Source organism: Enterococcus gallinarum (assembly GCF_021496385.1).
Classification (GTDB): domain Bacteria; phylum Bacillota; class Bacilli; order Lactobacillales; family Enterococcaceae; genus Enterococcus_D; species Enterococcus_D gallinarum.
In genome coordinates, this window is sequence record NZ_CP050816.1 from 2,406,335 (window position 1) to 2,429,019 (window position 22,685).

Here is a 22,685-nt window from a genome sequence, read left to right on the forward strand (position 1 = left end):
CTCACCTCTCAGTAATAAAAAAAGACCGCATATACGCGGCCTTTTTTTATGTGATTCTTTATTCGCCTTTATGCAAATCGCGAATCATTTCATCGATCTTATTTCCATATTGAACAGATTCATCTAGTTCAAATTGCAACTCCGGAACTTTATATAATGACAGTGCCTGTCCCAATTCACGACGGACCAACCCTGTTGCTTTCTCTAATCCGGCTTGTGCTTTTTGCTTTTCAGATGCAAGATCACTCAAAGTGCTGTAGAAAATCGTTGCTTGCTGCAAGTCCCCTGTCACGCGAACATCTGTGATGGTAACATCTTGAACACGAGGATCACGGACTTTCTTACGAAGTATTTGATTCACTTCTTTTAAGATTTCTTGGGCAACTCTACGGTCACGATAATTAGCCATTCAAAAAACCTCCCTGATAACTAGTGTCTTAATTCATTGGTACTTCTTCCATTACGTAGCCTTCAATCACATCGTCTACTTTGACATCATTGAATTTCTCGATCATGGCACCACATTCAAAGCCTAGTTTTACTTCTTTCACGTCATCTTTGAAACGTTTCAAACTAGCTAATTTTCCTTCATAGATCACGATGCCGTCACGGATTACCCGCACACCGCTGTCACGGCGAATGCTGCCTTCCGTTACATAACAACCGGCGATCGTACCAACTTTAGAAACTTTGTAGGTTTCACGAACGATCATTTGACCAGTGATTTTTTCCTCAAATTCAGGATCAAGCATCCCTTTCATCGCTGTTTCGATTTCTTCGATAGCTTTGTAAATGATTCGGTGTAAACGAATATCGACTTCTTCGGCTTCGGCTTGTTGTTTAGCTTGCGGAGTTGGCCGCACATTGAAACCAATAATGATCGCGTTACTTGCTGCTGCAAGTGTCACGTCACTTTCATTGACTGCTCCAACTGCTGAATGGACAATATTGACCCGAACGCCTTCTACATCGATTTTCTTCAATGAAGCACCCAACGCTTCAGCAGAACCTTGAACATCCGCTTTAATGATTACATTGACTTCTTTTAATTCGCCTTCTTTTAGGCTTTCAAACAGATTGTCAAGCGTTACCCGGCTGCTGGAAGCGCGTTGTTCCATCACGGCGCGTTTCGCGCGTTCTTCCCCTGCTGCACGAGCTGTCTTTTCGTCTTCAAATGTAACGAATCGATCACCCGCTTGCGGCACATCATTCAATCCGGTAATTTCAACTGGTGTAGCTGGTCCCGCTGTTTTGTCCCGACGGCCTAAATCGTTGGTCATCACACGAACTCGACCGAATGTGTTCCCGACGACGATAGGATCACCTACATGTAACGTTCCTTGTTGTACCAATAAGGTAGCAACCGGACCTTTTCCTTTATCCAGACGAGCTTCGATCACTGTACCGATCGCCCGTTGTGATGGATCTGCTTTCAAATCTTCTACTTCAGCAACAAGTAAAATCATTTCCAGCAATTCTTCAATATTTTGACCAAATTTAGCAGAGATTTCTACAAAGATGGTATCGCCACCCCAGGCTTCTGGAATCAATTCATATTCACTTAATTCTTGCATGACATGTTGCGGGTTCGCACCTGGTTTATCGATTTTGTTAACCGCAACGATGATTGGTACTTTTGCTGCTTTAGCATGGTTGATTGCTTCGACAGTTTGTGGCATTACACCGTCATCTGCTGCTACAACTAAAATCGTAATATCAGTGATACTTGCTCCCCGTGCCCGCATACTTGTGAAGGCCGCGTGTCCAGGAGTATCCAAGAAAGTAATTGGTTTGCCATCGATATCGATTTGATAAGCACCGATATGCTGCGTGATCCCACCAGCTTCTCCGCTTGTCACACGAGAATGGCGCAATGTGTCTAATAACGTTGTTTTCCCGTGGTCAACGTGTCCCATGATGGTAACTACCGGCGGACGAGAAACAAGATTTTCTTTGTTTTGTTCTTCTGGTTCAAAGAATTTATCGATATCCGCGATGTCGATTTGAACTTTTTCTTGTGGTTCAATACCGTAATCAGTTGCTAACAATTCGATCGTATCTTTATCCAATGGTTGGTTTTGATTGACCATAACTCCCATCATAAACAACTTCTTGATGATCTCAGCAGGTTCACGATAGATTTTTTTCGCGATATCCGCTACATTCATGCCTTCTGTATATTCCAATACTTCTGGTAATTCACGGAATTTACGTGCTGGAACAGGTGGTTTTTTCTCTTGCTGTTGACGACCTTTTTTCCCTTTTTTGTTAAACTTGTTGCGGTTATTGTTATTGAAATTATTGTTGCGTCCGTTGTAGTTTGACTTACCACGGTTTTGATTTCCACCGCGATTTTGGTTATCACCAGCTGGACGGTTTTGTGTTCCTTGACTGCTAGCCCCTTGGTTTGGACGACTTTGTTGTCCTTGTGCTGGGCGATTTTGACTTTGATTTCCTTGGTTCGGACGATTTTGTTGTCCCTGTGCTGGGCGATTTTGTTGCCCTTGACCGCTAGGACGGTTTTGTTGTCCGGGTTTATTGCTTGATTGATTCGTTGGACGGTTTTGCTGTCCTTGCCGATTGTTTGTGGTTTGATTATTTGGACGATTTTGTTGTCCTTGTGTTCTATTTTGGTTTGTTGGACGATTTTGTTGTCCTTGATTGTTACGATTTTCTTGGTTATTCACTCGATTTTGACTTCCTTGGTTATTTGGTCGATTACTTCCTTGATTTGTTGATCCGTTGCTTTGACTTGTTGGGCGGTTGGGTTGTCCTTGACCATTAGGACGAGAATTCGTCGTGTTCCGCTGCCCTTGATTATTGTGTCGGTTCTGGAAGTTAGGATTATTTCTCTGCGTTTTAAATTTCTTTTGCTCTTGTTTTTCCGGCTGGTTGGCTGGTTTCTGATTTGCGGGAGTTGGTTTTGCTGATGATCGATCATTTGGATTGCCGCCTAATGACTGCCGCAATTTTTGCGCCTCTCCATCTGAGATCGCGCCCATGTGATTTTTCACATCAAAGCCTAAAGATTGTGCTTTTTCAACAACCTCTTTGCTCGATTTGTTCCATTCTTTTGCAAGTTCATAAATTCTTTTTTTTCCCATGCAATCACCTTCCTAACCTAATATTAATTCCTGCACCTTCTTTGCAAATCCTGCATCTAGAATGCCCACCACCATTCGCGGTTTGCCAATAGCTGAACTGATTTCATCGGCAGAAAATGTATCTAGGAGCGGAATTTCATAATAAGAACTTTTGTCCTTTATTTTCTTTTGTGTATTTTTACCAGCGTCACTAGCGACAAGTACGAGAGCTGCTCGTTGTTGACGAATCTCTTTTAACGTCATCTCTTCGCCAGTGATCAATTTCCCAGCACGCATGGCTAGTCCTAACATATTCAATGCTTTTTGTTTATTCATTTGCAAATAACTCTCTTCGGGCTTTTTGATGCGTCACATAGTCTAAGAGTTCTTGATAAAATTCATCTGACAATTTCGTCTCTAATACTCTATCCAAGATCCGCTTATCCCAAGCTAATTGCGCTTCCTCTGGTTCGATAGCGATGTACGCTCCTCGACCCGGCATCTTGCCGGATGGATCGATCGCAACGGTTCCTTCTTTCGAACGGGTGATGCGCAGCATTTCTTTTTTGGGAATCATTTCCCCTGAAACAACAGATTTTCGTAAAGGAATTTTTCGTTTTTTCATCGCGATCTCTCCTTGACTTATTTTTCGTCAAAATCCATGTTTTCGTAATCGTCTGCCGTCATATCAGAAGCAATGATCATTTCGTCGTGAGACTCATTATCTTCGATAGTGCTTTCTTGACTTTCAACAGCCTCGCCTTCATCGATATAGGCGCCTTCTTCTAATTTTGCATAAAATTCTTCCATGTCTGACTCCGATTTGATATCGATCTTAAAGCCAGTCAATTTCGCAGCCAAACGGGCATTTTGTCCTCGTTTACCAATGGCAAGCGATAGCTGATAATCAGGTACGACCACCGTACAAGCTTTCGGATTATCCACATCAAAAATAACATCAGTCACTTCTGCTGGATTCAATGCATTTGCAATAAATACCGCTGGATCATCATTCCACTCAACAATATCCATGTTCTCACCTTTTAATTCATTGACGATTGCTTGAACCCGTTGTCCCTTTGGACCAACACAAGTTCCGACAGGATCGACATTAGCATCAAATGAGCGCACAGCTACTTTAGAGCGGTCTCCTGCTTCTCTGGCAATGCTGACGATTTCAACTGTACCATCATAAACTTCCGGTACTTCTTGTTCAAATAAACGGCGTAATAAATCAGGATGACTACGGCTTACAAAAACTTGAGGCCCTTTCGAAGTATTTTCGACCCGAGAAACAAATACTTTGATCCGATCGTGAGGTTGATAGAATTCATTTGGCATTTGATCTTGTTTTGATAATACTGCTTCGATTTTTCCAAGGTTCACATAGATATAGCGATTGTCCTGACGTTCAACGATCCCTTGCAGGATATCTTTTTCATAGGCACTGAATTCATTGTAGATGATTGTCCGTTCTGCCTCGCGCACCCGTTGCAAAATGACCTGTTTTGCTGTTTGAGCAGCTATCCGGCCAAAATCTTTCGGGGTCACTTCGAAACGGATCTTATCGCCAATCTCGTAAGCAGGATTGATCGTCATGGCTTCTTTCAAAGACACTTCCAATTGAGAGTCCATTACTTCTTCGGTCACTTCTTTGACTGCATAAACGTGAATATTGCCTTTTTTCTGGTCAAATTCAACTTCTACATTTTGCGCTTGACCATAATGACGTTTGTACGCTGACACTAACGCGGCTTCCAATGCGTCAATGACGATCTCTTTTGAAATGCCTTTTTCTGCTTCCAATGCATCAAGTGCATTTAACATTTCTTTACTCATGATTCTTCCATTCCTCCGTGTTTAAAATTGGATTGCTAAACGAGCTTTGGCAATATTTTTCCGTTCGATCGTTAGTTCTTTTTCTCTTGTTTTGATTCGAATCTTAATGACTAGTTGTTCTTCATCAAAGGACTGCAAAAAGCCTTCAAATTGTTTTTCGCCTTCCACCGGCTGATACAAGGAAAGATGGATATATTCTCCAACTGCACGGTGATAGTCCTCTTCTTTTTTGAGGGGGCGTTCAGCACCAGGCGAGGATACCTCTAAGAAATAGGCTTGTGGGATCGGATCTGGATCACAGGCATCCAATTTATCACTCAGTTGTTCACTGACAAAGGCACATTCTTCAATATCGATTCCGCCCTCTTTGTCAATAAACACCCTTAGAAACCAGCTTTTTCCTTCCTTAACAAATTCTACCTCAACTAATTCAAAATTTTGCGCTTCCAGAATGGGGGTCACAATTGTTGTGACAGTTTCCACCACTGTACTCACACGACATCGCCTCCTTTATTTCTCAACGAAACGAACTTCATTCCATTAAAAAGAGTGAGCGAAAAAACCGCTCACTCACTCTAAGTATCATTACTATGTAAATATAACATAGTTTACTAACAAATTCAAGTATCCTAGCATTTTGTGGCTTTTTCTGAAAATTTTACATCCTATTTCTTAAGATTTCTTCCTTCAGAATACTTCCTTGTTCCCTCTATCTCAAAATAGGCAGCTGTCTTTCTTGATTCAAGCAATGAAGGCGACAAGCTTCGTGATGACTTGTGGAAGCAAAGCTTTCGGATCAAAGTCCATCGGCGCTTGATCAGGAAAAAAGTGCCACATGCGGTAGCCATAAACGCCCAGAACAGCAATCATCAGTCCAAGCCAAAAGTAGCGATTTTGATTGATACGCTGAACCATGGGCTTTTTCCAGAAAATGACAAGTAGCACTAGCAAAGGAATGAGCCAAAAAAGTGGATGAAAATAAAAAGCGCCTTGTATGTCACCTTCAAAAAGATGCAAATAGGCGCGAGTCATTCCACATCCAGGGCAAGGAACCCCCGTCAGCAGTTTAAACGGACACATTAATAATCGGTCCAATCATCAGTGTCTTGAGTAACTGATTGGCTTGCAGAATCTGCAGACTCCCACACTTGATTCATATCCGATTGTAAAATTGCCATATTGATAATGTCCAAACCAAAAATCGCTAAGACAACAAACAACACTTTATTATCATTGATACGTGGAAATTTCGTTTTTTCCTGTGCAGTGATAAAAATGTCCGCGATTCGATACCACCAATAAATTTGGTACAACCCGCAAGTAATGATCGTCAACAACACAGACATGCCTGGGGTAAGGCGATAATCTTCACTATATTCTGTCAAATCTTGCGTGGTTTGGTATAGCCAGAAAAGTGAATAGATGCCGCAAGTAATAATAGTTAGTAAAATCACCATTAAAATGGACTTTTTCTTGGATTGATAATTTTGATACATCGGTTACTCCTTCTAAAAGATTGAATCTTTTTACTTTTCTTCCAATTATACACCAATCCAAAAAAGTAGAAAGTCCTTTTAAAGGAAATTTATTTCAATAATAATGAAAAAAAAGGATGTAATCTAAGCTTTTTAATAAACGAAACCTCTGAAGGACATTGGGGATGCTGTTAATCTCCAACTAGTCACCAGTAATAACGCCAGCTGGACAAACACTTTTTTCCCACTGTCATTCGGATAGTCTCATTTTTTGCTTCTATTACAAACCTTTTATTACAATCCTTTTATTACAATCCTTTTAATTTATTTATGCGCGACTATAATTTTTTACTTCTGCTGCCATTGCATCAACAAAGATATTTAGTTCTTCAACGTTCGTTTCTTTGCTGCCGTAACGACGAATATTGACAGTTGCATCTTTGACTTCTTGATCTCCGACAACTAACTGATAAGGAATTTTTTGCATTTGTGATGCGCGAATTTTGTAGCCCATTTTTTCATTGCGATCGTCCACTTCCACACGTAAACCTTGTGATTGAAGACGTTCTTTGATCTCATAAGCATAATCGCTGTGTGCATCGACTGAAACAGGAATGATCGTTGCTTGGATCGGTGCCAACCAAGTTGGAAATGCGCCTTTGTAAACTTCTGTTAAGTAGGCAACGAAACGTTCCATTGTTGAAACGATCCCGCGATGGATCACGACGGGACGATGTGTATTTTCACCATCTTCACCAACATAAGTTAAGTCGAAACGTTCTGGTAATAAGAAATCTAATTGGATCGTGGAAAGCGTTTCTTCCATGCCCAAAGCAGTTTTTACTTGAACGTCTAATTTTGGACCATAGAACGCTGCTTCCCCTTCTGCTTCGAAATAATCCAAATTCAATTCATCCATCGCTGCTTTCAGCATGGTTTGGGCATTTTCCCACATCGCATCATCATCAAAGTATTTATCTTTGTTTTCTGGATCACGATAGCTTAAACGGAAGCGGTAATCTGTTACATTGAAATCTTTATAGACTTCAACCATCAAATCCAAAGTCCGTTTGAATTCATCTTTGATTTGATCAGGACGAACAAATGTATGTCCATCATTTAGAGTCATTTCCCGAACCCGTTGCAACCCAGAAAGAGCGCCAGATTTTTCGTAACGGTGCATCATCCCTAATTCAGCGATTCGAATCGGTAATTCACGATAAGAGTGAATATCGTTTTTGTAGACCATCATATGATGGGGGCAATTCATTGGACGAAGAACGAGCATTTCCCCATCTCCCATGTCCATTGGCGGAAACATATCTTCATGATAATGATCCCAGTGTCCTGAAGTCTTATAAAGATCAACATTGGCCATGATTGGTGTATAAACGTGTTGGTAACCCAAGCTTACTTCCTTGTCCACGATGTAGCGTTCAATGGTACGACGAATGGTTGCACCTTTTGGCAACCAAAATGGTAGACCAGCACCAACTTCTGGAGAGAGCATGAATAAGTCTAACTCTTTCCCTAGCTTGCGGTGATCCCGCTCTTTGGCTTCTTCTCGTAAACGAATGAAATCTTTCAACTCTTTTTTGTCAAAGAACGCTGTTCCATAGACCCGTTGCATCATTTGGTTATTTGAATTTCCACGCCAGTAAGCTCCTGCCACAGATAAAAGTTTGAACACTTGAATCCGTCCTGTTGATGGCACGTGAGGCCCGCGGCATAGATCAACAAACTCTCCTTGTTGATAGGCAGTAATCGTTTCATCTTCTGGTAGTTCACTGATCAATTCTACTTTATATGGATCTTCAGCAAATAGTTCTAAAGCTTCTTTTTTCGATAATACACGACGTTCGATCGGTAGATTTTCTTTCACGATTTTCATCATTTCTGCTTCAATTGCTGGTAAATCTTCGGCAGTTACAGGGCTTTCTCCATTATCTGTATCATAATAGAATCCTGTATCGATAGCTGGTCCCACGCCAAAATGAATGTTTGGATAAAGGCGACGCATCGCCTGAGCCATTAAGTGAGCTGCTGAATGGCGAACCAAGCCTAAAGCATCCTCATGATCCGGTGTGACGATTTCGATTTGTGCATCCTCTTCAATCCCTCGATCAAGATCAATCAACTGACCATTGACCTTTCCTGCTAAGGCTTTTTTCGCTAAACTTTTAGAGATTCCTTCAGCAATTTCTTTTGTTGTGATGCCAACTGCAAATTCTTTTTTCGCCCCATCTGGGAATGTAATTGTTAGTGTCATTTGTTTTCCCCCTACTGATTTATTTGATCAATGAATGATTCGAACCAAAAAAAGTCCTAGTATCAGATAACGATACTAGGACGAAGATTTCGTGGTTCCACCTAATTTCAAATACAACAACGCTGTATTTCTTTGACGGGATAACGGTACGACCGCCTTTGTTTCAACAAAGGTTTGAAAAAGTGGTCATCCATTGGTTTTCTTCCAGGAAATTTTCAGCCGTGATTTCCCTCTCTTATCGAAGACTCTCAAATTCAGGTGTCTTTTTCATCAATCAATTATGGCTTCATTTAACCACTATCTGCTTAAAAAATCAAGTAAATTATTTCCAATCACCATTAACTGCATACTGTCCTTTTTTCATTTCGTTGATAATGACATGAATATGTTCTTTAGGTGCCCCAGTATTTTTGTGGACTGCTTCAGTGATTTCTTTCATCATATTGGTCAATTGTTCTTGCGATCGGCCTTCTACTAATTCTACATGAATAAATGGCATAGTCATCACTCCTCTGTTCATTAGTATACGCTTCTTAATTATGCTCTGCAATAACCTGCTCTATTATCGAATGACTGTCCCTTATCAAGAATAAGCGTTTCTGACAATCTAAAGATTCTTCCATTTCATTTGGCTGGATCTTCACGCCAATTTCTCGAATGCCATTTTTGAACATACTTCATCACCTTACTGGCTTCCTCTTCATGGTACAAAAATTGGTGTTGTCTGCTTACATAACGAGCAATCTCATCAAATAGTTGAACGATTTTCCATAATGATTCGCCGCAAGTTTCAACAGATGAAAAACAAAGTGCCGTCAACCGCTCATACTCTTCTTCTGATAAATAATTTTGAAGATATTTATGGTTCTTTCCGGTACTGAGACGATAGTCTGCTTGATGCGCTAGATACCAGTCATATTGCCGAAGCAACTCTTGCCAGCAAATTTGGTACAAATGGTCGGCGGCATAGAAAAGCTGATTTCTGACAAGCCCTTTGACGACATAAGTCGCTACCCACCAAAATTCGTTACAACTGTCATGAAACGCTTTTTCTGTCGGTGGTTTAATCCAAAAGATAGAGGCATCAGGAACTGTCATTCCCTGCAGAAGTTCTTTTGGATCATAGAGACGCTCAAGAAAGGGTTCAGCTTGCAACAAATGGATCAATTCAACCGGGCAAAGCATCAAGTCTATGCGATTGCCATCTTCAAAATGCATCAAGAATGTAAAACGTCCTCCCAAAGAGGGTTTCGAAAGCACAGAACTTTCTGGTGTCTGCATGATCATGATCTGTCCGAATTCTTCCAGCCAGCTAGGTTCTGCTATTAGTTCTTGCATATTGTCAACAATATAAACGATATCATAATCTTGAAACCGATCGCTTATTGCATTAGGTTCTCGCCGGGACCCAGAGATTGCGATTGCTTGGACACCTATTTTTTGACCAACTCGTAAAATCACTGCTAGCATTTCAGCTTCATTCCGCACAGGTATCCTCCCTTTCTTTGATCCAATTGATCTCAAAAGCATACTTAAATTTTACCATAGAACGATTTTTCAGACGACATTTGCAAAGATTATATGCTATAATTTTATGTCGCAATTTTTTTAAGGAGGATTCCTTGTGAACGAACGTCAAAAAGAACAACTACATGTCGATGATACGATCGCATTGATTCGAAGAGAACAAATGGTCTTAGCGCAGCAAAAAGCGGACTTGGCTACAAAAATGGAGGATCAGTTAAAAGAGATTTCCGAAAAGAAGATTCGTGGTGGTGACAGCGAAGCTTTTTACGAATCTGTTGTTGAATATCAGCAACACGAGCAAGAATTGCTGTTAAAATATCGAACAGCGGAATCTCAAGAGAAAAGGGTCAAAACATTGGAAACAATGGCTAGCAATCCTTATTTTGCCCGAATTGATTTTCAGGAAGAACAAGAAAAAGAAACACTTTATCTAGGGATCGCCTCTTTAAGGGATCAGCAAGAAGAAACAATTGTCATCGATTGGCGGGCACCTATCGCAAATTTATATTACGAAGGAGAATTAGGCGAAACGTTTTATGAAACAGAAACCGATCGCTTTACAGTTGAGTTGTTGCTGAAGCGTCAATTCAAAATTCAAGAAGGCCAGATTTTGTCTATGGTGGACACGTCAGAAATCATCAATGATGAGTTTTTGCTGGAGATTTTAGACGAAGCCTCTTCTTCTCAAATGAAAAATATTGTCTCAACGATCCAAAAAGCACAAAATCAGATCATTCGTGATACTACTAGCAAGTTCATGCTGATTGAAGGAATTGCCGGCAGTGGTAAAACATCGGCACTGTTGCAACGGGTGGCGTTCTTGCTTTATCGCAACCGCAAATGGCTGGATGAAGAACAAGTCTTGCTTTTCTCTCCCAATCATTTATTTTCCGATTATATTTCAATGGTCTTGCCTTCTCTTGGGGAAAGTGAAGTGCCAACACGTACGTTCCACCATTTCATCCAAAGAGCTCTGCCCAATTTCCAAATCACAAAAGAAACACAGCTAGAAGAAACTTTCTTATCAGGAGCAGACGATCGGATTGAAAAGATCAAAAGCAGTCTGAAACTTGTCAAATTGATTCAACGATACGTACAGAAGATTTCTGCGATCGGTCCGTTATTTCGTGATTTAAAAATTCAAGGACAGACATACATTACGAAAGAACAAATCCGTCGTTGGTATCAAGAAACAAATCAAGAGCTTCCTTTGTATCAACGGAGTCAATTATTACAAACAAAATTACTGAAAAAAATCGGTGGTCTTGAAAAAGATGAGGCCAAAAAAGATTGGGTCAAAGAAGCAACCGAAGAGCAGTTGCAGCAACATTTTGCCAAAGATCCTTATCAGGAGTACACCGAAGAAAATGAACGCCGATTGCGTAAGCAAATCCGGCAGCAAATCGTTAAGAAAAAATTTCGCTCACTAACTCGTGGTGTCAAACAATACCAGTTTATCAACCAAACCAAGCAGTATTTACATTTCTTACAGGCAGTTTCTAAGACGTTGTTAGACGATCAAGCGATCCGTGACGAAGATTGGCAACAACATCTCCGACTTCTGCGAGAAGGTCTGCGGCAACGCCAATTGACCCAAGAAGATGCCGTGCTATTCTTTTTGCTGATCAAACAACTTTACCCAATCTATGTGGATGAAAAAGCACGGTTTATTTTCATTGATGAGATGCAGGATTTCCCGCCTGCTCAAGTGGCTCTCTTACGTCAATTATATCCTAAAGCCGGAATTACTTTATGTGGTGATTTAAATCAAAAGGTCTACGGTAATGAAACGATCGTTGGTTCGTTGGAAGAGTTGTTTCCTGCTGACAGCGTGACTCGGTATCAATTAAAAACCAGCTATCGTTCAACGAAAGAAATCACGGATTTTGCCAACCAATTCTTAACTGGTTCCGATCAAGTTGAATTGACAGCACGCGAAGGGGCTCTCCCTCAAGTCATTCAAACCGAGAACGAAACAGTTGGTCTGGACTACTTGCAGCAAGCATTAACCAAATCACAGTCACACTGGCGCACAGCTATCATCTGTAAGACAGCTGCCGACTGCCGAGCGCTTTATGCCCAGCTCTCTGAAGAGATGCAGGATCAAGTTCAATTAATTACTTCAGAGGAAGATTTTATGAAACGTAAAATCATGATTTTTCCAGCCTTTTTAGCTAAAGGGTTGGAATTTGATCAAGTATTCTTATGGACGTATGGGACTTCTTTTGTGACGGAGCAAGATCAATTGATCTTCTATACCATGGCGACCCGTGCCATGCACCAATTGATTGTTTTGCAAAATAACACCAATCAATTGCTAGAGAAAGCTGATCCCGCAACCTACGCATTACAATTGCTTTAAGGAAAGCGATTGATGCATCAAAAAAACGAGAGCAAGCGGACAATCCCTTGCTCTCGTTTTTGCTTAGCGATAAATCATCAATCAAACAATATTCTTCTCGACAAAAGCCTTGTTTGATCGGTATTTGTTTTGTCATTTTTTTACAGGGTTCAATCACCCCTTCAATTCACCGATAAAGAGTCTCGTTTCTGGATATTTCATCGCGACAATCGTCAAAATCATCTGAAGTTCTGAAACATTTTCTTCATTGTCAGGATCAAAGATTTTACTATGTTTTCCAATACTGCCATTGTCGATCAATCGATAGATCCGGTTCCATTCCATAAATTGTTCGACATCTGTAAAGTGACTGAGGGGAAAACCGGAACCATCTAGAATTTCTGTTAAACGAAAAGCAATATAAGAACTGTCGATCACATATTCCCTTTCAGGATCAATTTGACTACTTTTCTGAAAATCAATGATTGCTTTTTCTGGACGATGATGCAGCAGCCACTCTAACAACAAGAAAAAGCCTTCCATCCGATAATTGTCCAAAAATAAGCGTTGGGACGCTTCCGATACTCGAAAAACCAGCGGAATCAAAAAATTCCGTTTATAAATCAGTAAAGGCGCACGATCTACCGTCACATTCAAGTAACGATTCAAATAGGTGGCTCCACGAAAGCCGCCCAAACGGTATCCCTCTACACCGTATTTTTTGTATTTGCGGCACAGTGCAGAACAATCAGAAACTGAGACAGATACTTCTGCTAATTTATCGTATCCGCTTAAAATCCGATCAAAAGGCTCTAAAACGATTTTTTCTTCCAACTCTGCCGCTCCCTTCTTGCTCATACTGCTAATTACTTAAATAATAACATAAAAAAAGCGATTAAACCAAAAGAAATACCCCTTTGTTTTTTGAAAACGATAAAAATGAAAGTAAAAAAACACCCCCGAAAGCACAGATAAACTTTCAAGGATGTCTTACTTTTATTCTTCTTCGCTGTCTGCTACATTATGATAAACGTTTTGGACATCTTCTAAGTCTTCTAGTGCATCGATCATTTTTTCAAATTTTTCAAGATCTTCTCCAGTCAAAGTGACTTCATTTTGAGGAATCATTTGCATCTCAGCAATTGAAAACTCAGTAATTCCTTTTTCTTTTAAAGCTTCTTGAATCACATGAAAATCACTAGGTTCTCCATGGACGATGATTTGACCATCTTCTTCAAGAACATCGCGCACGTCGATGTCTTTTTCCATCAAGTATTCTAAGATGTCATCTGCATCCGTACCAGAAAAACCAAATAATGCCGTATTATCAAACATGTAAGCAACCGCGCCAGAAACACCCATGTTTCCGCCATTTTTACCAAAAGCTGCTCGTACGTCTGCTGCTGTACGGTTAACATTATTCGTCAATGTATCGACGATAACCATTGAACCATTTGGTCCGAACCCTTCATAACGCAATTCGGAGTATTGTTCATCCCCTGAACCTTTTGCTTTCTCAATTGCTCGGTCAATGATGTGTTTTGGTACATTGTATGTTTTTGCACGTTCAATAACAAAGCGCAATTTTTGGTTCGCATGAGGATCAGGATCACCTGATTTTGCTGCCGCGTAGATTTCGATTCCAAATTTTGCATAAACTCGGCTATTGTTTGCATCCTTAGCAGTTTTCTTTGCTACGATATTTGCCCATTTACGACCCATAATTTCACTTCGCTTTCTTTATAATCAAAATTCCTTAATCATTATACTTGTGATTTCCTGTTCTGTGAAGTAATTTCAGTTCAATTCTTTAGAAAAATAGGGGAACGACCAAAATTTTGTTCTACAATCTGTGGTGATGCCAACTGATAGATTTGATCTACCCGTAAAGAATACCCAAAACGCTCGCTTTCCTTTTTGCCAAATTTAGAAATGAGCGGCAGGTCTGTCTTCTTTTTAACTTGCTTTAAATAAGTTTGACCTGCTGTTGTAAACCCCAAAATACGAATCCCGGTATTCTTTTGCGCTTGTTGGACTTCTTCACTGGTTGCTTGAAACAATAGATAACACATCAACCGCTGAAGTCTAGTTCTAGTATACCGTTTTGTTTTCAGAAGTGCCATAAATTCCGCAAAAGAAGTGGCGTGTAAACAATCTTTGATCCGATATTCTAATCCTTCGGTCACTTGATACCGGGTTCGCAATTGTTCAAGAGGGGTTGCGATAAGTTGGTACTGCAACAATGGCCAAAAAAACTCCCAATCAATCGTTTGGTCTAATAAATCATTTCTTACACTTTCAGGAACGTACCCTTTAATCTCTTGACCTGCCTTCACAGCTTTGCGAATAGCCGTCGCACTGGCAATCATCCCACCAGACAATTCTTGTGAGTGATAGGCCGCTTGTTTCCTTGAAATCGGCAACAGTTTCATTGGTGATGGATACTGACACGTTTCACGAGCATAGCGCATGCCCAATATGTGATTAGGCAAATGAGCCTCTGCCAAAAAGTCTGGATAGACTGCTGCAAAAGCCGCATGCATTTTTTGTGTATAGGTTTGGTTCTCAGAAGCATTCTCTTGAAAAAACTGGTCGATGACTTCTTGATTGTTTTGCTCAAAATGCGCAAATGCTTCATAATCAAACGGTTCGGGAGCGTCCGTTCCAAAACATAAAAAGGAGCAATCCAATGATTGCAGAATTCTAATTGCTCCTTTTGCAAAGAAATCAGCTGATTGAACTGACCAAGCCGGCGGTAATTCTACAATTAGATCCACGCCGTTTTCGAGTGCAGCTCGAGCACGCTGCCATTTGTCAACGATTGCCGGTTCTCCTCGCTGCAAAAAGTTGCCACTCATCACCGCCACAACAACATCCGCTCCAGATGCTTTTCTAGCTTGCTGGACATGAAATTCATGGCCATTATGAAAAGGATTATACTCTACAACAATACCGCATGCTTGCATTTCTCCACTCCTTTCTCCCATCAGCAAAAAAATTTAAGTTCTTTTTAATCTAAAAAAAACCGCAAACAATCAAAGCTTGCGGCAGACAAAGAACCAACGACGGCTCTTTTCATTTGGCGGACTATCAATAAAGTCTGCATACATTTCGATTTCAGAGAAGCCAGCATTTTCTAACATCCGCTGATAACTTTCAAGCGAATAGGTGCGTTCTCGGTGTAGTTCATCCATTCGTTGGAAAGTTCCATCCTCATTTTGCACAAAAAAAGTCAAAAAATGTTCAATGCTGTGAGGAACTTCTCCTTGGTAACTTTCCCAGAGAAAGGCAAACTCATCTGTTTGATAGTGGTAGCTGTAATCAGGGAATACTTCATCGATCTGGTACGTTGAGTGTACATCGAACATAAATACCCCGTCGTCACGCAAGCTGTTATAAACCCCATCGAAAACTTGTTGGACACTTTGTTCATCTTCCATATAACAGATTGAGTCAGAGTAACAAGTGATCGCTTCGTAGGTTCCCACATCTGTCAGATCCAGCATGTCCCCTTCTACCAATTGGATGGGCGTATCCTCTTGTTCCGCCCGCTGACTGGCGATCATCAACATTTCTTCTGAAAGGTCTAAGCCGGTTACATCAAAACCCGCTTTTGCGAATTCTACTGCTAATGCACCTGTTCCGCAGGCTAGTTCCATGATTTGTTTTTTTTCACCTAAATGACGGCAAGAAAAATCCAGCCACTTTTGATAGAGACTGGAATCCATTACTTCGTCATAGACAAAAGCAAATGTTTCGTAGGCCATTATTAAGCCACGACCCATTCATTCAGATCAACAAGCGGTGCATCTGACCATAATTTTTCTAAATTATAAAACGCACGTTCTGAAGCGTTGAAAACGTGAACGATGACATCACCAAGATCAATCAAGACCCATTTACCACCATCTTTTCCTTCAACACGGCGAACCTCCACTTGGTTTTCTTCTTCTTTGTCAAGAACTTCATCAATGATGGCATTGATTTGTCTTTCACTGTTCCCTGAACAAATCACAAAGTAATCGGCTAATAATGAAATTTCACGAACGTCTAATGCCATAATATCTTCGGCATGTTTTGAATCTGCTGCTTTAACAGCAATTTCTAAAATTCTCTGGCTATCTATGGTAATTCCCTCCTAATGGTTTGCGACCCAATGATTGTATGTTTCAATCGTCTTGGGATAAATTGGTGCTTCCTTTTCAATCAAATAAAGCAATGTATGTTTCGTTTCGTAAGCTACTGCAGCGTCAAGATCAATCATAGCTAATTCACGGGCTTCTTTCACACCAGGAAATGATCGACCAGGTTCGATATAATCGGCAACGTAAATGATCTTATCCAACAAACTCATTTCTGCAGCGCCAGTCGTATGGATACGAATGGCTTGTAGGATCTCTTCGTCATCGATGCCTAACTCTCGCTGAACAAAATCGGCTCCCACAATACCATGCCAAATAGCATTGCTCCAATTGAGCAATTCCAGATCAAAACCATCTCGCCGAATGACAAGCTGGAATTCTTCATCTGGACGCTCTTTGGCATAATCATGAGTCAGCGCAGCGATACTGGCTTTTTCCGGTGAAGCACCGAATTTTTCAGCCAATGCGACAGCCGTTTTTTCCACACCTAGTACATGCTGAAATCGTTTTTGGCTCATATGCATTTGTACTTCCTGCATCAATAATTCGCGTTCAGCAGGCGTATACTGTTGGCTATTCATCCAGATACAGCCCCTTTTCTTGAATATAGTTTAACACATTTTCCGGCAATAAGTAGCGAATCGAGCATCCTTGTTGCACTTTCTTACGAATTATTGTGGAGCTGATATCCATCAAAGGCACATCGATCCAAATGATCGGATAGGGTGTTTCAACGGGATAACTAGGACGACGAACCCCGACGAAGGTGACCAACTCCATCAATTCATCAATCCGATGCCACTTCGGCAAGTATTGTACCATGTCGCCGCCAATAATAAAGTAATAACTTGTATCAGGGTTCTTTTCAGTCAGTTCCTTCATTGTATCAAAAGTATAGCTTTTCCCTTTGCGTTTCAATTCAATGTCTTCAATCGCAAATCGGGGATTATCCGCAATCGCTAACTGTAACATTGCCAGTCGGTGAGCAGCCGGGATCGTCTTTTTTTCATCGACATGCGGCGGAAGATACTCAGGCATAAAATAGACTTTATCCAAGCCCAAAGCTTGCCCAACTTCTTCACCCATGACCAAGTGGGTATAGTGAACGGGGTTGAAATTCCCCCCCAGTATGCCCACTTGTTTTTTAGGCGCTTGATAAGCCGCTTCTGTTGTATATAAGGTCTGAACTTTGCCAAACGAATTTCCTTGCATGTCAAATCACTCCTATAATGAACGTACGTTTACAGAGATTTTTTGATATTTTTCTTTTGTAGATGGTTTGAATAACACAATCACGCGTCCAATGATTTGAACAACCTCGCATTGAATCGCTTCACTGATTGCTGCAGCAGCGTCCTCCGCCACTTCGTCGGTATTTTGCAATAAAGATACCTTGATCAATTCTCTTTTTTCTAGCGCTTCTTCGATTTGATTGATCATTGCCTCATTCAACCCGCCTTTGCCAATCTGAAAAATCGGTGTTAAATGATGCGCTTCACTGCGTAAAAACCGCTTTTGTTTTCCTCGTAATTCCATGTTCTGCCTTCTTCCTTTAAATTAATGCTTTCCGTTTGATCACATCAACGCCTTTGGGTGCCCAACCAGCAACAACTCCTGGTTTTGTGACTGTGATCCATCCTAAACCTGCAAAAACAATATCTGTTTTTTCTTTGATCGAAAATTCAAAGCGAACTAACTCCGGAAAATCAGCTAACTCATCAGGACGAGGCGGTTGTAAAAGACCACCAACATGTTTTTGATAAAAGGCATCAGCTTTTTCTAACTTCGTGCGATGCAGCACCACATCATTTGCTACATAAGCAATGAATGAGCTGCGCTCTCCTTGAATAAAGTCAAAACGTGCCACTCCTCCGAAAAAGAGTGTTTGGCCAGCATTCAATTGGTAGCTTTTCGGTTTGATTTCCTTATTCGGCGCCACGATTTTTAAATCTTTCTTTCCAAGGTAATGAGCCATCTGATGTCGGTGGATGATCCCTGGAGTGTCGATCAAAAAGTGACCGTCGTCGAGAGGAATTTCGATTTTATCAAGGGTTGTCCCTGGAAAACGAGAAGTAGTAATCAATTCTTGGACTCCAGCCGTCTGTTTGATGATTTGATTGATCAATGTCGACTTACCAACATTCGTAACACCTACCACATAGACATCTCGACCTTCTCGATAATGATCGATCGCCTGTAACAATTCAGTCATTTCGGCGGCTTTTTTTGCACTTGTCAATAAAACATCGATTGGACGCAGCCCTGCTTCATGGGCACGCTCTCTCATCCATTGGGTCATTTTTGATTTCTTCAATGACTTTGGCAAGATATCCACTTTATTGCCCACTAGCAACACAGGATTGTCTCCCACAAAACGATGAAGTCCTGGAATCAACGAACCGTTAAAATCAAAGATATCCACTACATTTACGATTAATGCATCTTTTTGACCGAGTTCGTTCAGTAAACGCAGAAAATCATCGTCTGTCAGCGAGACATCTTGGATTTCATTGTAATGTCGCAAGCGGAAACAGCGTTGGCAATAGACTTCTCCGGTTTCTAACCCTTTCTCTAATGCAGAGAGCGGTGTATAACCAAGCTCTGTTGGATTTTCTGTCTGGATCAGCGCGCCACAGCCAATACAATGAATCATTTCTTCATTCATTATCAAATTCCACCTCGCCATTTCATTTCTGGATTGTGTTTCAATAAATACTTCATAATTCTTCGCTCCAGCAAACGGTTGAATTGTGTTTTCCATGAATCCGTATTAATGATCGGCTTCACTAAGATACTACGGACCCCTGCTCGATTAGCACCTTGAATGTCGGTCATGATTTGGTCACCGATCATCACAACATCTTCTTTTTGCAAGCCGAGTTGGCGGTATCCTTGCTTGATGCCACGAGAAAAAGGTTTCAATGCTCGATGGACGTATTGCAAACCAAAGGGCGCCACTGCCCGTGCGACCCGTTCACTATTATTGTTTGAAACGACAATCACCGGGATTCCCGCATTCTTCATTTCTAACAACCAATTTTTTAGCTCTTCACTACCGTCAGGATCATTCCAAGCAATCAGGGTATTATCAAGGTCAGTTAGAACAGCTTTGATGCCTTGCTTCTTAAGTTGATGGGGAGTGATCTGATAGATGGCATCGACCATCCAAGTCGGTTTAAATTTTGAAAACATAGATTCTCCTTGATTCTTTTATTCATGTGACAAAAATAGTCAATTTGTTGACACGTCTAGATAAAAACAGCTTGTCAGCTGACAAGTCGTCAATCAGTCCCCACAGGGTCACTGATGATTATTTAAAGGCATCCTACTTATAATGCTACTTTCAACCTGTAATTATACAATAGAATCGTGTGAAATACTAGACTGAGCTACAACTCTCAGCAACAGATTTTCATCTAGTTGAAAAAAGCAACGGATCATCCACTGCTACTTTCTTTAAAAAATAAAAAAGCCGAACGATCAGAGGAGTGAGCAATCAATGCAGATTACTTCGGCAGCTTCCTTCCTCAAGAATCGTTCAGACAATTCATTGTTTTTCATCTTGACCGATATGAACGCACATCACACTAACCAACTTCATGGTCTAAAAAAGATCATAAGACTTTTGCCAGAAAATCGATTGTCCGCGGATTTTGCGGTGCATCAAATATTTGAGCAGGAGTCCCCTCTTCCATAATGACCCCTTGGTCCATGAAAAGAACGCGGTCGCCAACCTCTTTGGCAAATCCCATTTCATGGGTAACGATCACCATCGTCATCCCTTCTTGAGCCAAACGCTGCATGACACTCAATACCTCACCGACCATTTCCGGGTCTAACGCCGATGTCGGTTCGTCAAACAACATCACTTCTGGCTGCATCGCCAATGCGCGAGCAATAGCGATCCGTTGCATTTGTCCTCCGGATAAGCTTTGGGGATAAGCTTTTGCTTTATCCGGCAACCCTACGTCAGTCAACAGTTTCTCTCCGATTTTCCGAGCGTCTTCTTTAGACATTTTTTTTACTTTGATTGGCGACAATGTAATATTATCCATTACTGTCAGATTGGGGAAGAGGTTAAAGTTTTGAAAAACCATGCCTAATTTTTCCCGCATTTGATAAATATCATTTTTTTTGTCAGTAATGTCCGTCCCTTTAAAGTAAATATTGCCGCTTGTTGGTTCTTCTAACAAATTCAAGCAGCGTAAAAAAGTACTCTTTCCCGATCCGGAAGGTCCAATTACAACAACGACCTCACCTTTTTTGATTTCAGTATTGATACCTTTAAGCACCTGATTTGTTCCAAATGTTTTGTGTAAATTCTTTACTTTGATCATTGTATCCATCTTTTTTCCTCCTATCGCCGGTAACCTTTGCCGAGTTTTTTCTCCCATAGATTCAACAAGCGGGAGGTGGTAAACGTTAAAATAAAGTAAATTACAGCGGCAACATATAAAGGAGTTAATGGCTGATACGAACTTGTCACAACAATTTGTGCGCTATTCATCAATTCGTAGATACCGATAGTAGATAACAAAGAAGAGTCTTTGATCAAAACAATGAACTCGTTACCTAGAGGAGGCAAGATATTACGCAAAGCTTGAGGTAAAATAACATACCGCATCGCTTGTGCAGGACGCAATCCTAGCGAACCAGCTGCTTCTGATTGACCAAAATCGACTGCATTGATACCACCACGAACGATTTCAGCAACGTAAGCCCCTGAGTTCAATGAAAGGGCGATAATCCCTGGAAATAGTCGTCCAAAGTCAAGATTCAACACACCAAACGAAATCGTCGGCAGTGAGAACAGCCCCTGCAACAACCCAAATGCAATCAATATCTGAACCAGCATCGGTGTTCCCCGTAACACTTCGATATACGTATTAGCGATCCAGCGTAATGGTTTTACTTTTGATAACTTCATCAATGCAAAGGTGATTCCGAGGATGGTGCCTAGGATCACTGTAATAATGGAGATGACAATCGTAATCAATACCCCTGAGATAAAGTAAGGATAATAAGTCGACAAGAAGGAAAAATCCATAAATTTACTACTCCGATCTATTCAGCCGCATTTTCGTTGGCTAAGTCTGTATTCTTTTGAACGTATTCATTAATTGTCCCTTTATCATTCAATTCTTTCAAAATACGGTTCAATTCATCTTTTAATTCTGTGCTGCCTTTTGGTAGAGCGATAGCATAAGAATCATCTGGTGAAGCTTCCAAAGCAATGTCAGCCACTGCCAAATCATCATTTTGAGCAACATATGAGTCTGCAACGGCACTTTCAAGTACTAGCCCATCGATCGATCCTTGTTTCAATTCATTGATCAAGTTAGGCACTTTCGCAATCGAAACCAATTGTGAGTCAGCTAATTGGTTTTGAACCACAGCCTCTTGGATCGATCCTTTTTGGGCGCCTACCTTCTTTCCTGAAAAGTCATCGATTGCAGACAATGCATCCGTATTGTCCTTTTTGATCACGATTTTTTGTTCAGGTGTAAAGTAGTTGTCAGTAAAATCAAATGTTTGTTTTCTTTCATCAGTTGCTGAGATCCCAGAAACCGCAATATCCGCTTTTCCTTGGCTCAATGCAGTTAGAACAGCATTGAACTCCAAATCCATTACATTGACTTTGACGCCTAATTCTTTGGCGATTTCATTTACCAGATCAATGTCCGCGCCGACGATTTGGTCTTTGCCATCAATCAAAGCATGGAACTCAAAAGGTGCAAAATCAGCTGATGTCGCTACATTTAATACACCAGCAGACTTGATAGCTTCTAGCTGATTTTGATCTCCTTTTTTTGACGAATCAGTGCTTGATGATCCACCATTCCCACATGCAGCTAAAGTTAATAAAGCAGCAACTGTTATAAATCCACTCATCAATTTCTTCATTTGTTTTCTCCCCTTATAAAATAAATAATTATGCATATATTCCCATCTTTATTCAGAATATATACATAATACCACAATGTTATTGAATTTCAAACAACTATCTGC

Annotated in this window: 25 protein-coding genes; 1 reads left to right on the forward strand and 24 read right to left on the reverse strand. The window is 40.8% G+C overall.

Features of this window, described 5'->3' with window-relative positions; all coding sequences use genetic code 11:
* Positions 1-58: 58 nt before the first annotated feature.
* From rbfA to HED61_RS11935, 11 genes are all read right to left on the reverse strand, one after another.
* On the reverse strand, positions 59-409 hold the full coding sequence (gene rbfA / locus HED61_RS11885; protein ID WP_005471299.1) for a 30S ribosome-binding factor RbfA: 351 nt from the start codon (positions 407-409) through the stop codon (positions 59-61).
* A gap of 28 nt (positions 410-437) precedes the next feature.
* A complete protein-coding gene (gene infB / locus HED61_RS11890) occupies positions 438-3,104 on the reverse strand; it encodes a translation initiation factor IF-2 (RefSeq protein WP_219645024.1) in 2,667 nt (888 codons plus the stop codon).
* A gap of 12 nt (positions 3,105-3,116) precedes the next feature.
* A complete protein-coding gene (locus HED61_RS11895) occupies positions 3,117-3,419 on the reverse strand; it encodes a YlxQ-related RNA-binding protein (protein ID WP_005471295.1) in 303 nt (100 codons plus the stop codon).
* Positions 3,412-3,708 carry an RNase P modulator RnpM gene (gene rnpM / locus HED61_RS11900; protein ID WP_003126378.1) on the reverse strand — a complete coding sequence of 99 codons (297 nt, stop codon included), beginning with the start codon at positions 3,706-3,708 and terminating at the stop codon, positions 3,412-3,414. The genes HED61_RS11895 and rnpM overlap by 8 nt, the downstream gene beginning before the upstream one ends.
* Before the next feature lie 17 nt (positions 3,709-3,725).
* Positions 3,726-4,922: a transcription termination factor NusA gene (nusA, locus tag HED61_RS11905; RefSeq protein WP_003126377.1), complete on the reverse strand. Its 1,197-nt coding sequence runs from the start codon at positions 4,920-4,922 to the stop codon at positions 3,726-3,728.
* A 21-nt stretch (positions 4,923-4,943) separates the two neighbouring features.
* Positions 4,944-5,417 carry a ribosome maturation factor RimP gene (rimP, locus tag HED61_RS11910; RefSeq protein WP_003126376.1) on the reverse strand — a complete coding sequence of 158 codons (474 nt, stop codon included), beginning with the start codon at positions 5,415-5,417 and terminating at the stop codon, positions 4,944-4,946.
* A gap of 246 nt (positions 5,418-5,663) precedes the next feature.
* Positions 5,664-6,017: a DUF2752 domain-containing protein gene (locus tag HED61_RS11915; protein WP_034704326.1), complete on the reverse strand. Its 354-nt coding sequence runs from the start codon at positions 6,015-6,017 to the stop codon at positions 5,664-5,666.
* Positions 6,002-6,418, reverse strand: coding sequence for a DUF4234 domain-containing protein (locus tag HED61_RS11920; RefSeq protein ID WP_003126374.1), 417 nt, complete (start codon positions 6,416-6,418; stop codon positions 6,002-6,004). The genes HED61_RS11915 and HED61_RS11920 overlap by 16 nt, the downstream gene beginning before the upstream one ends.
* Before the next feature lie 307 nt (positions 6,419-6,725).
* Positions 6,726-8,666: a threonine--tRNA ligase gene (gene thrS / locus HED61_RS11925; RefSeq protein WP_195957178.1), complete on the reverse strand. Its 1,941-nt coding sequence runs from the start codon at positions 8,664-8,666 to the stop codon at positions 6,726-6,728.
* 322 nt (positions 8,667-8,988) lie between these two features.
* Positions 8,989-9,165: a 2-hydroxymuconate tautomerase gene (locus HED61_RS11930; protein ID WP_005471289.1), complete on the reverse strand. Its 177-nt coding sequence runs from the start codon at positions 9,163-9,165 to the stop codon at positions 8,989-8,991.
* A 125-nt stretch (positions 9,166-9,290) separates the two neighbouring features.
* Positions 9,291-10,154, reverse strand: coding sequence for an aminoglycoside 6-adenylyltransferase (locus HED61_RS11935; RefSeq protein WP_195957177.1), 864 nt, complete (start codon positions 10,152-10,154; stop codon positions 9,291-9,293).
* A 136-nt stretch (positions 10,155-10,290) separates the two neighbouring features.
* Here HED61_RS11935 and helD point away from each other — a divergent pair, with 136 nt between their 5' ends.
* Positions 10,291-12,555: an RNA polymerase recycling motor HelD gene (gene helD, locus HED61_RS11940; protein ID WP_195957176.1), complete on the forward strand. Its 2,265-nt coding sequence runs from the start codon at positions 10,291-10,293 to the stop codon at positions 12,553-12,555.
* A gap of 153 nt (positions 12,556-12,708) precedes the next feature.
* Here the strand turns inward: helD and HED61_RS11945 are convergent, their stop codons facing one another.
* From HED61_RS11945 to HED61_RS12005, 13 genes are all read right to left on the reverse strand, one after another.
* Positions 12,709-13,368: a hypothetical protein gene (locus HED61_RS11945; RefSeq protein WP_081132191.1), complete on the reverse strand. Its 660-nt coding sequence runs from the start codon at positions 13,366-13,368 to the stop codon at positions 12,709-12,711.
* Positions 13,369-13,530: 162 nt separating this feature from the next.
* Positions 13,531-14,256, reverse strand: a complete 726-nt coding sequence (locus HED61_RS11950; RefSeq protein WP_003126366.1) for a YebC/PmpR family DNA-binding transcriptional regulator — start codon at positions 14,254-14,256, stop codon at positions 13,531-13,533.
* A gap of 80 nt (positions 14,257-14,336) precedes the next feature.
* Positions 14,337-15,500 carry a nucleotidyltransferase gene (locus HED61_RS11955; RefSeq protein WP_156247440.1) on the reverse strand — a complete coding sequence of 388 codons (1,164 nt, stop codon included), beginning with the start codon at positions 15,498-15,500 and terminating at the stop codon, positions 14,337-14,339.
* 69 nt (positions 15,501-15,569) lie between these two features.
* Positions 15,570-16,301: a class I SAM-dependent DNA methyltransferase gene (locus HED61_RS11960; protein WP_021149847.1), complete on the reverse strand. Its 732-nt coding sequence runs from the start codon at positions 16,299-16,301 to the stop codon at positions 15,570-15,572.
* Between the two features lie 2 nt (positions 16,302-16,303).
* On the reverse strand, positions 16,304-16,645 hold the full coding sequence (gene rsfS, locus HED61_RS11965) for a ribosome silencing factor (protein ID WP_071870132.1): 342 nt from the start codon (positions 16,643-16,645) through the stop codon (positions 16,304-16,306).
* Positions 16,646-16,672: 27 nt separating this feature from the next.
* A complete protein-coding gene (gene yqeK, locus HED61_RS11970) occupies positions 16,673-17,257 on the reverse strand; it encodes a bis(5'-nucleosyl)-tetraphosphatase (symmetrical) YqeK (protein ID WP_003126361.1) in 585 nt (194 codons plus the stop codon).
* Complete coding sequence (locus HED61_RS11975) at positions 17,250-17,888, reverse strand: nicotinate-nucleotide adenylyltransferase (protein ID WP_003126360.1); 639 nt, start codon at positions 17,886-17,888, stop codon at positions 17,250-17,252. The genes yqeK and HED61_RS11975 overlap by 8 nt, the downstream gene beginning before the upstream one ends.
* A 12-nt stretch (positions 17,889-17,900) precedes the next feature.
* Positions 17,901-18,212, reverse strand: coding sequence for a ribosome assembly RNA-binding protein YhbY (gene yhbY, locus HED61_RS11980; RefSeq protein ID WP_060813376.1), 312 nt, complete (start codon positions 18,210-18,212; stop codon positions 17,901-17,903).
* A 16-nt stretch (positions 18,213-18,228) separates the two neighbouring features.
* On the reverse strand, positions 18,229-19,341 hold the full coding sequence (gene yqeH, locus HED61_RS11985) for a ribosome biogenesis GTPase YqeH (RefSeq protein WP_003126358.1): 1,113 nt from the start codon (positions 19,339-19,341) through the stop codon (positions 18,229-18,231).
* 2 nt (positions 19,342-19,343) lie between these two features.
* Positions 19,344-19,868: a YqeG family HAD IIIA-type phosphatase gene (locus HED61_RS11990; protein WP_003126357.1), complete on the reverse strand. Its 525-nt coding sequence runs from the start codon at positions 19,866-19,868 to the stop codon at positions 19,344-19,346.
* Between the two features lie 422 nt (positions 19,869-20,290).
* Entirely contained in the window at positions 20,291-21,022 is a 732-nt protein-coding gene (locus HED61_RS11995) for an amino acid ABC transporter ATP-binding protein (protein ID WP_003126356.1), read from the reverse strand.
* Between the two features lie 11 nt (positions 21,023-21,033).
* A complete protein-coding gene (locus HED61_RS12000; protein WP_005471270.1) occupies positions 21,034-21,723 on the reverse strand; it encodes an amino acid ABC transporter permease in 690 nt (229 codons plus the stop codon).
* A 17-nt stretch (positions 21,724-21,740) separates the two neighbouring features.
* Positions 21,741-22,580, reverse strand: a complete 840-nt coding sequence (locus HED61_RS12005; RefSeq protein WP_005471269.1) for a transporter substrate-binding domain-containing protein — start codon at positions 22,578-22,580, stop codon at positions 21,741-21,743.
* Positions 22,581-22,685: the final 105 nt, after the last annotated feature.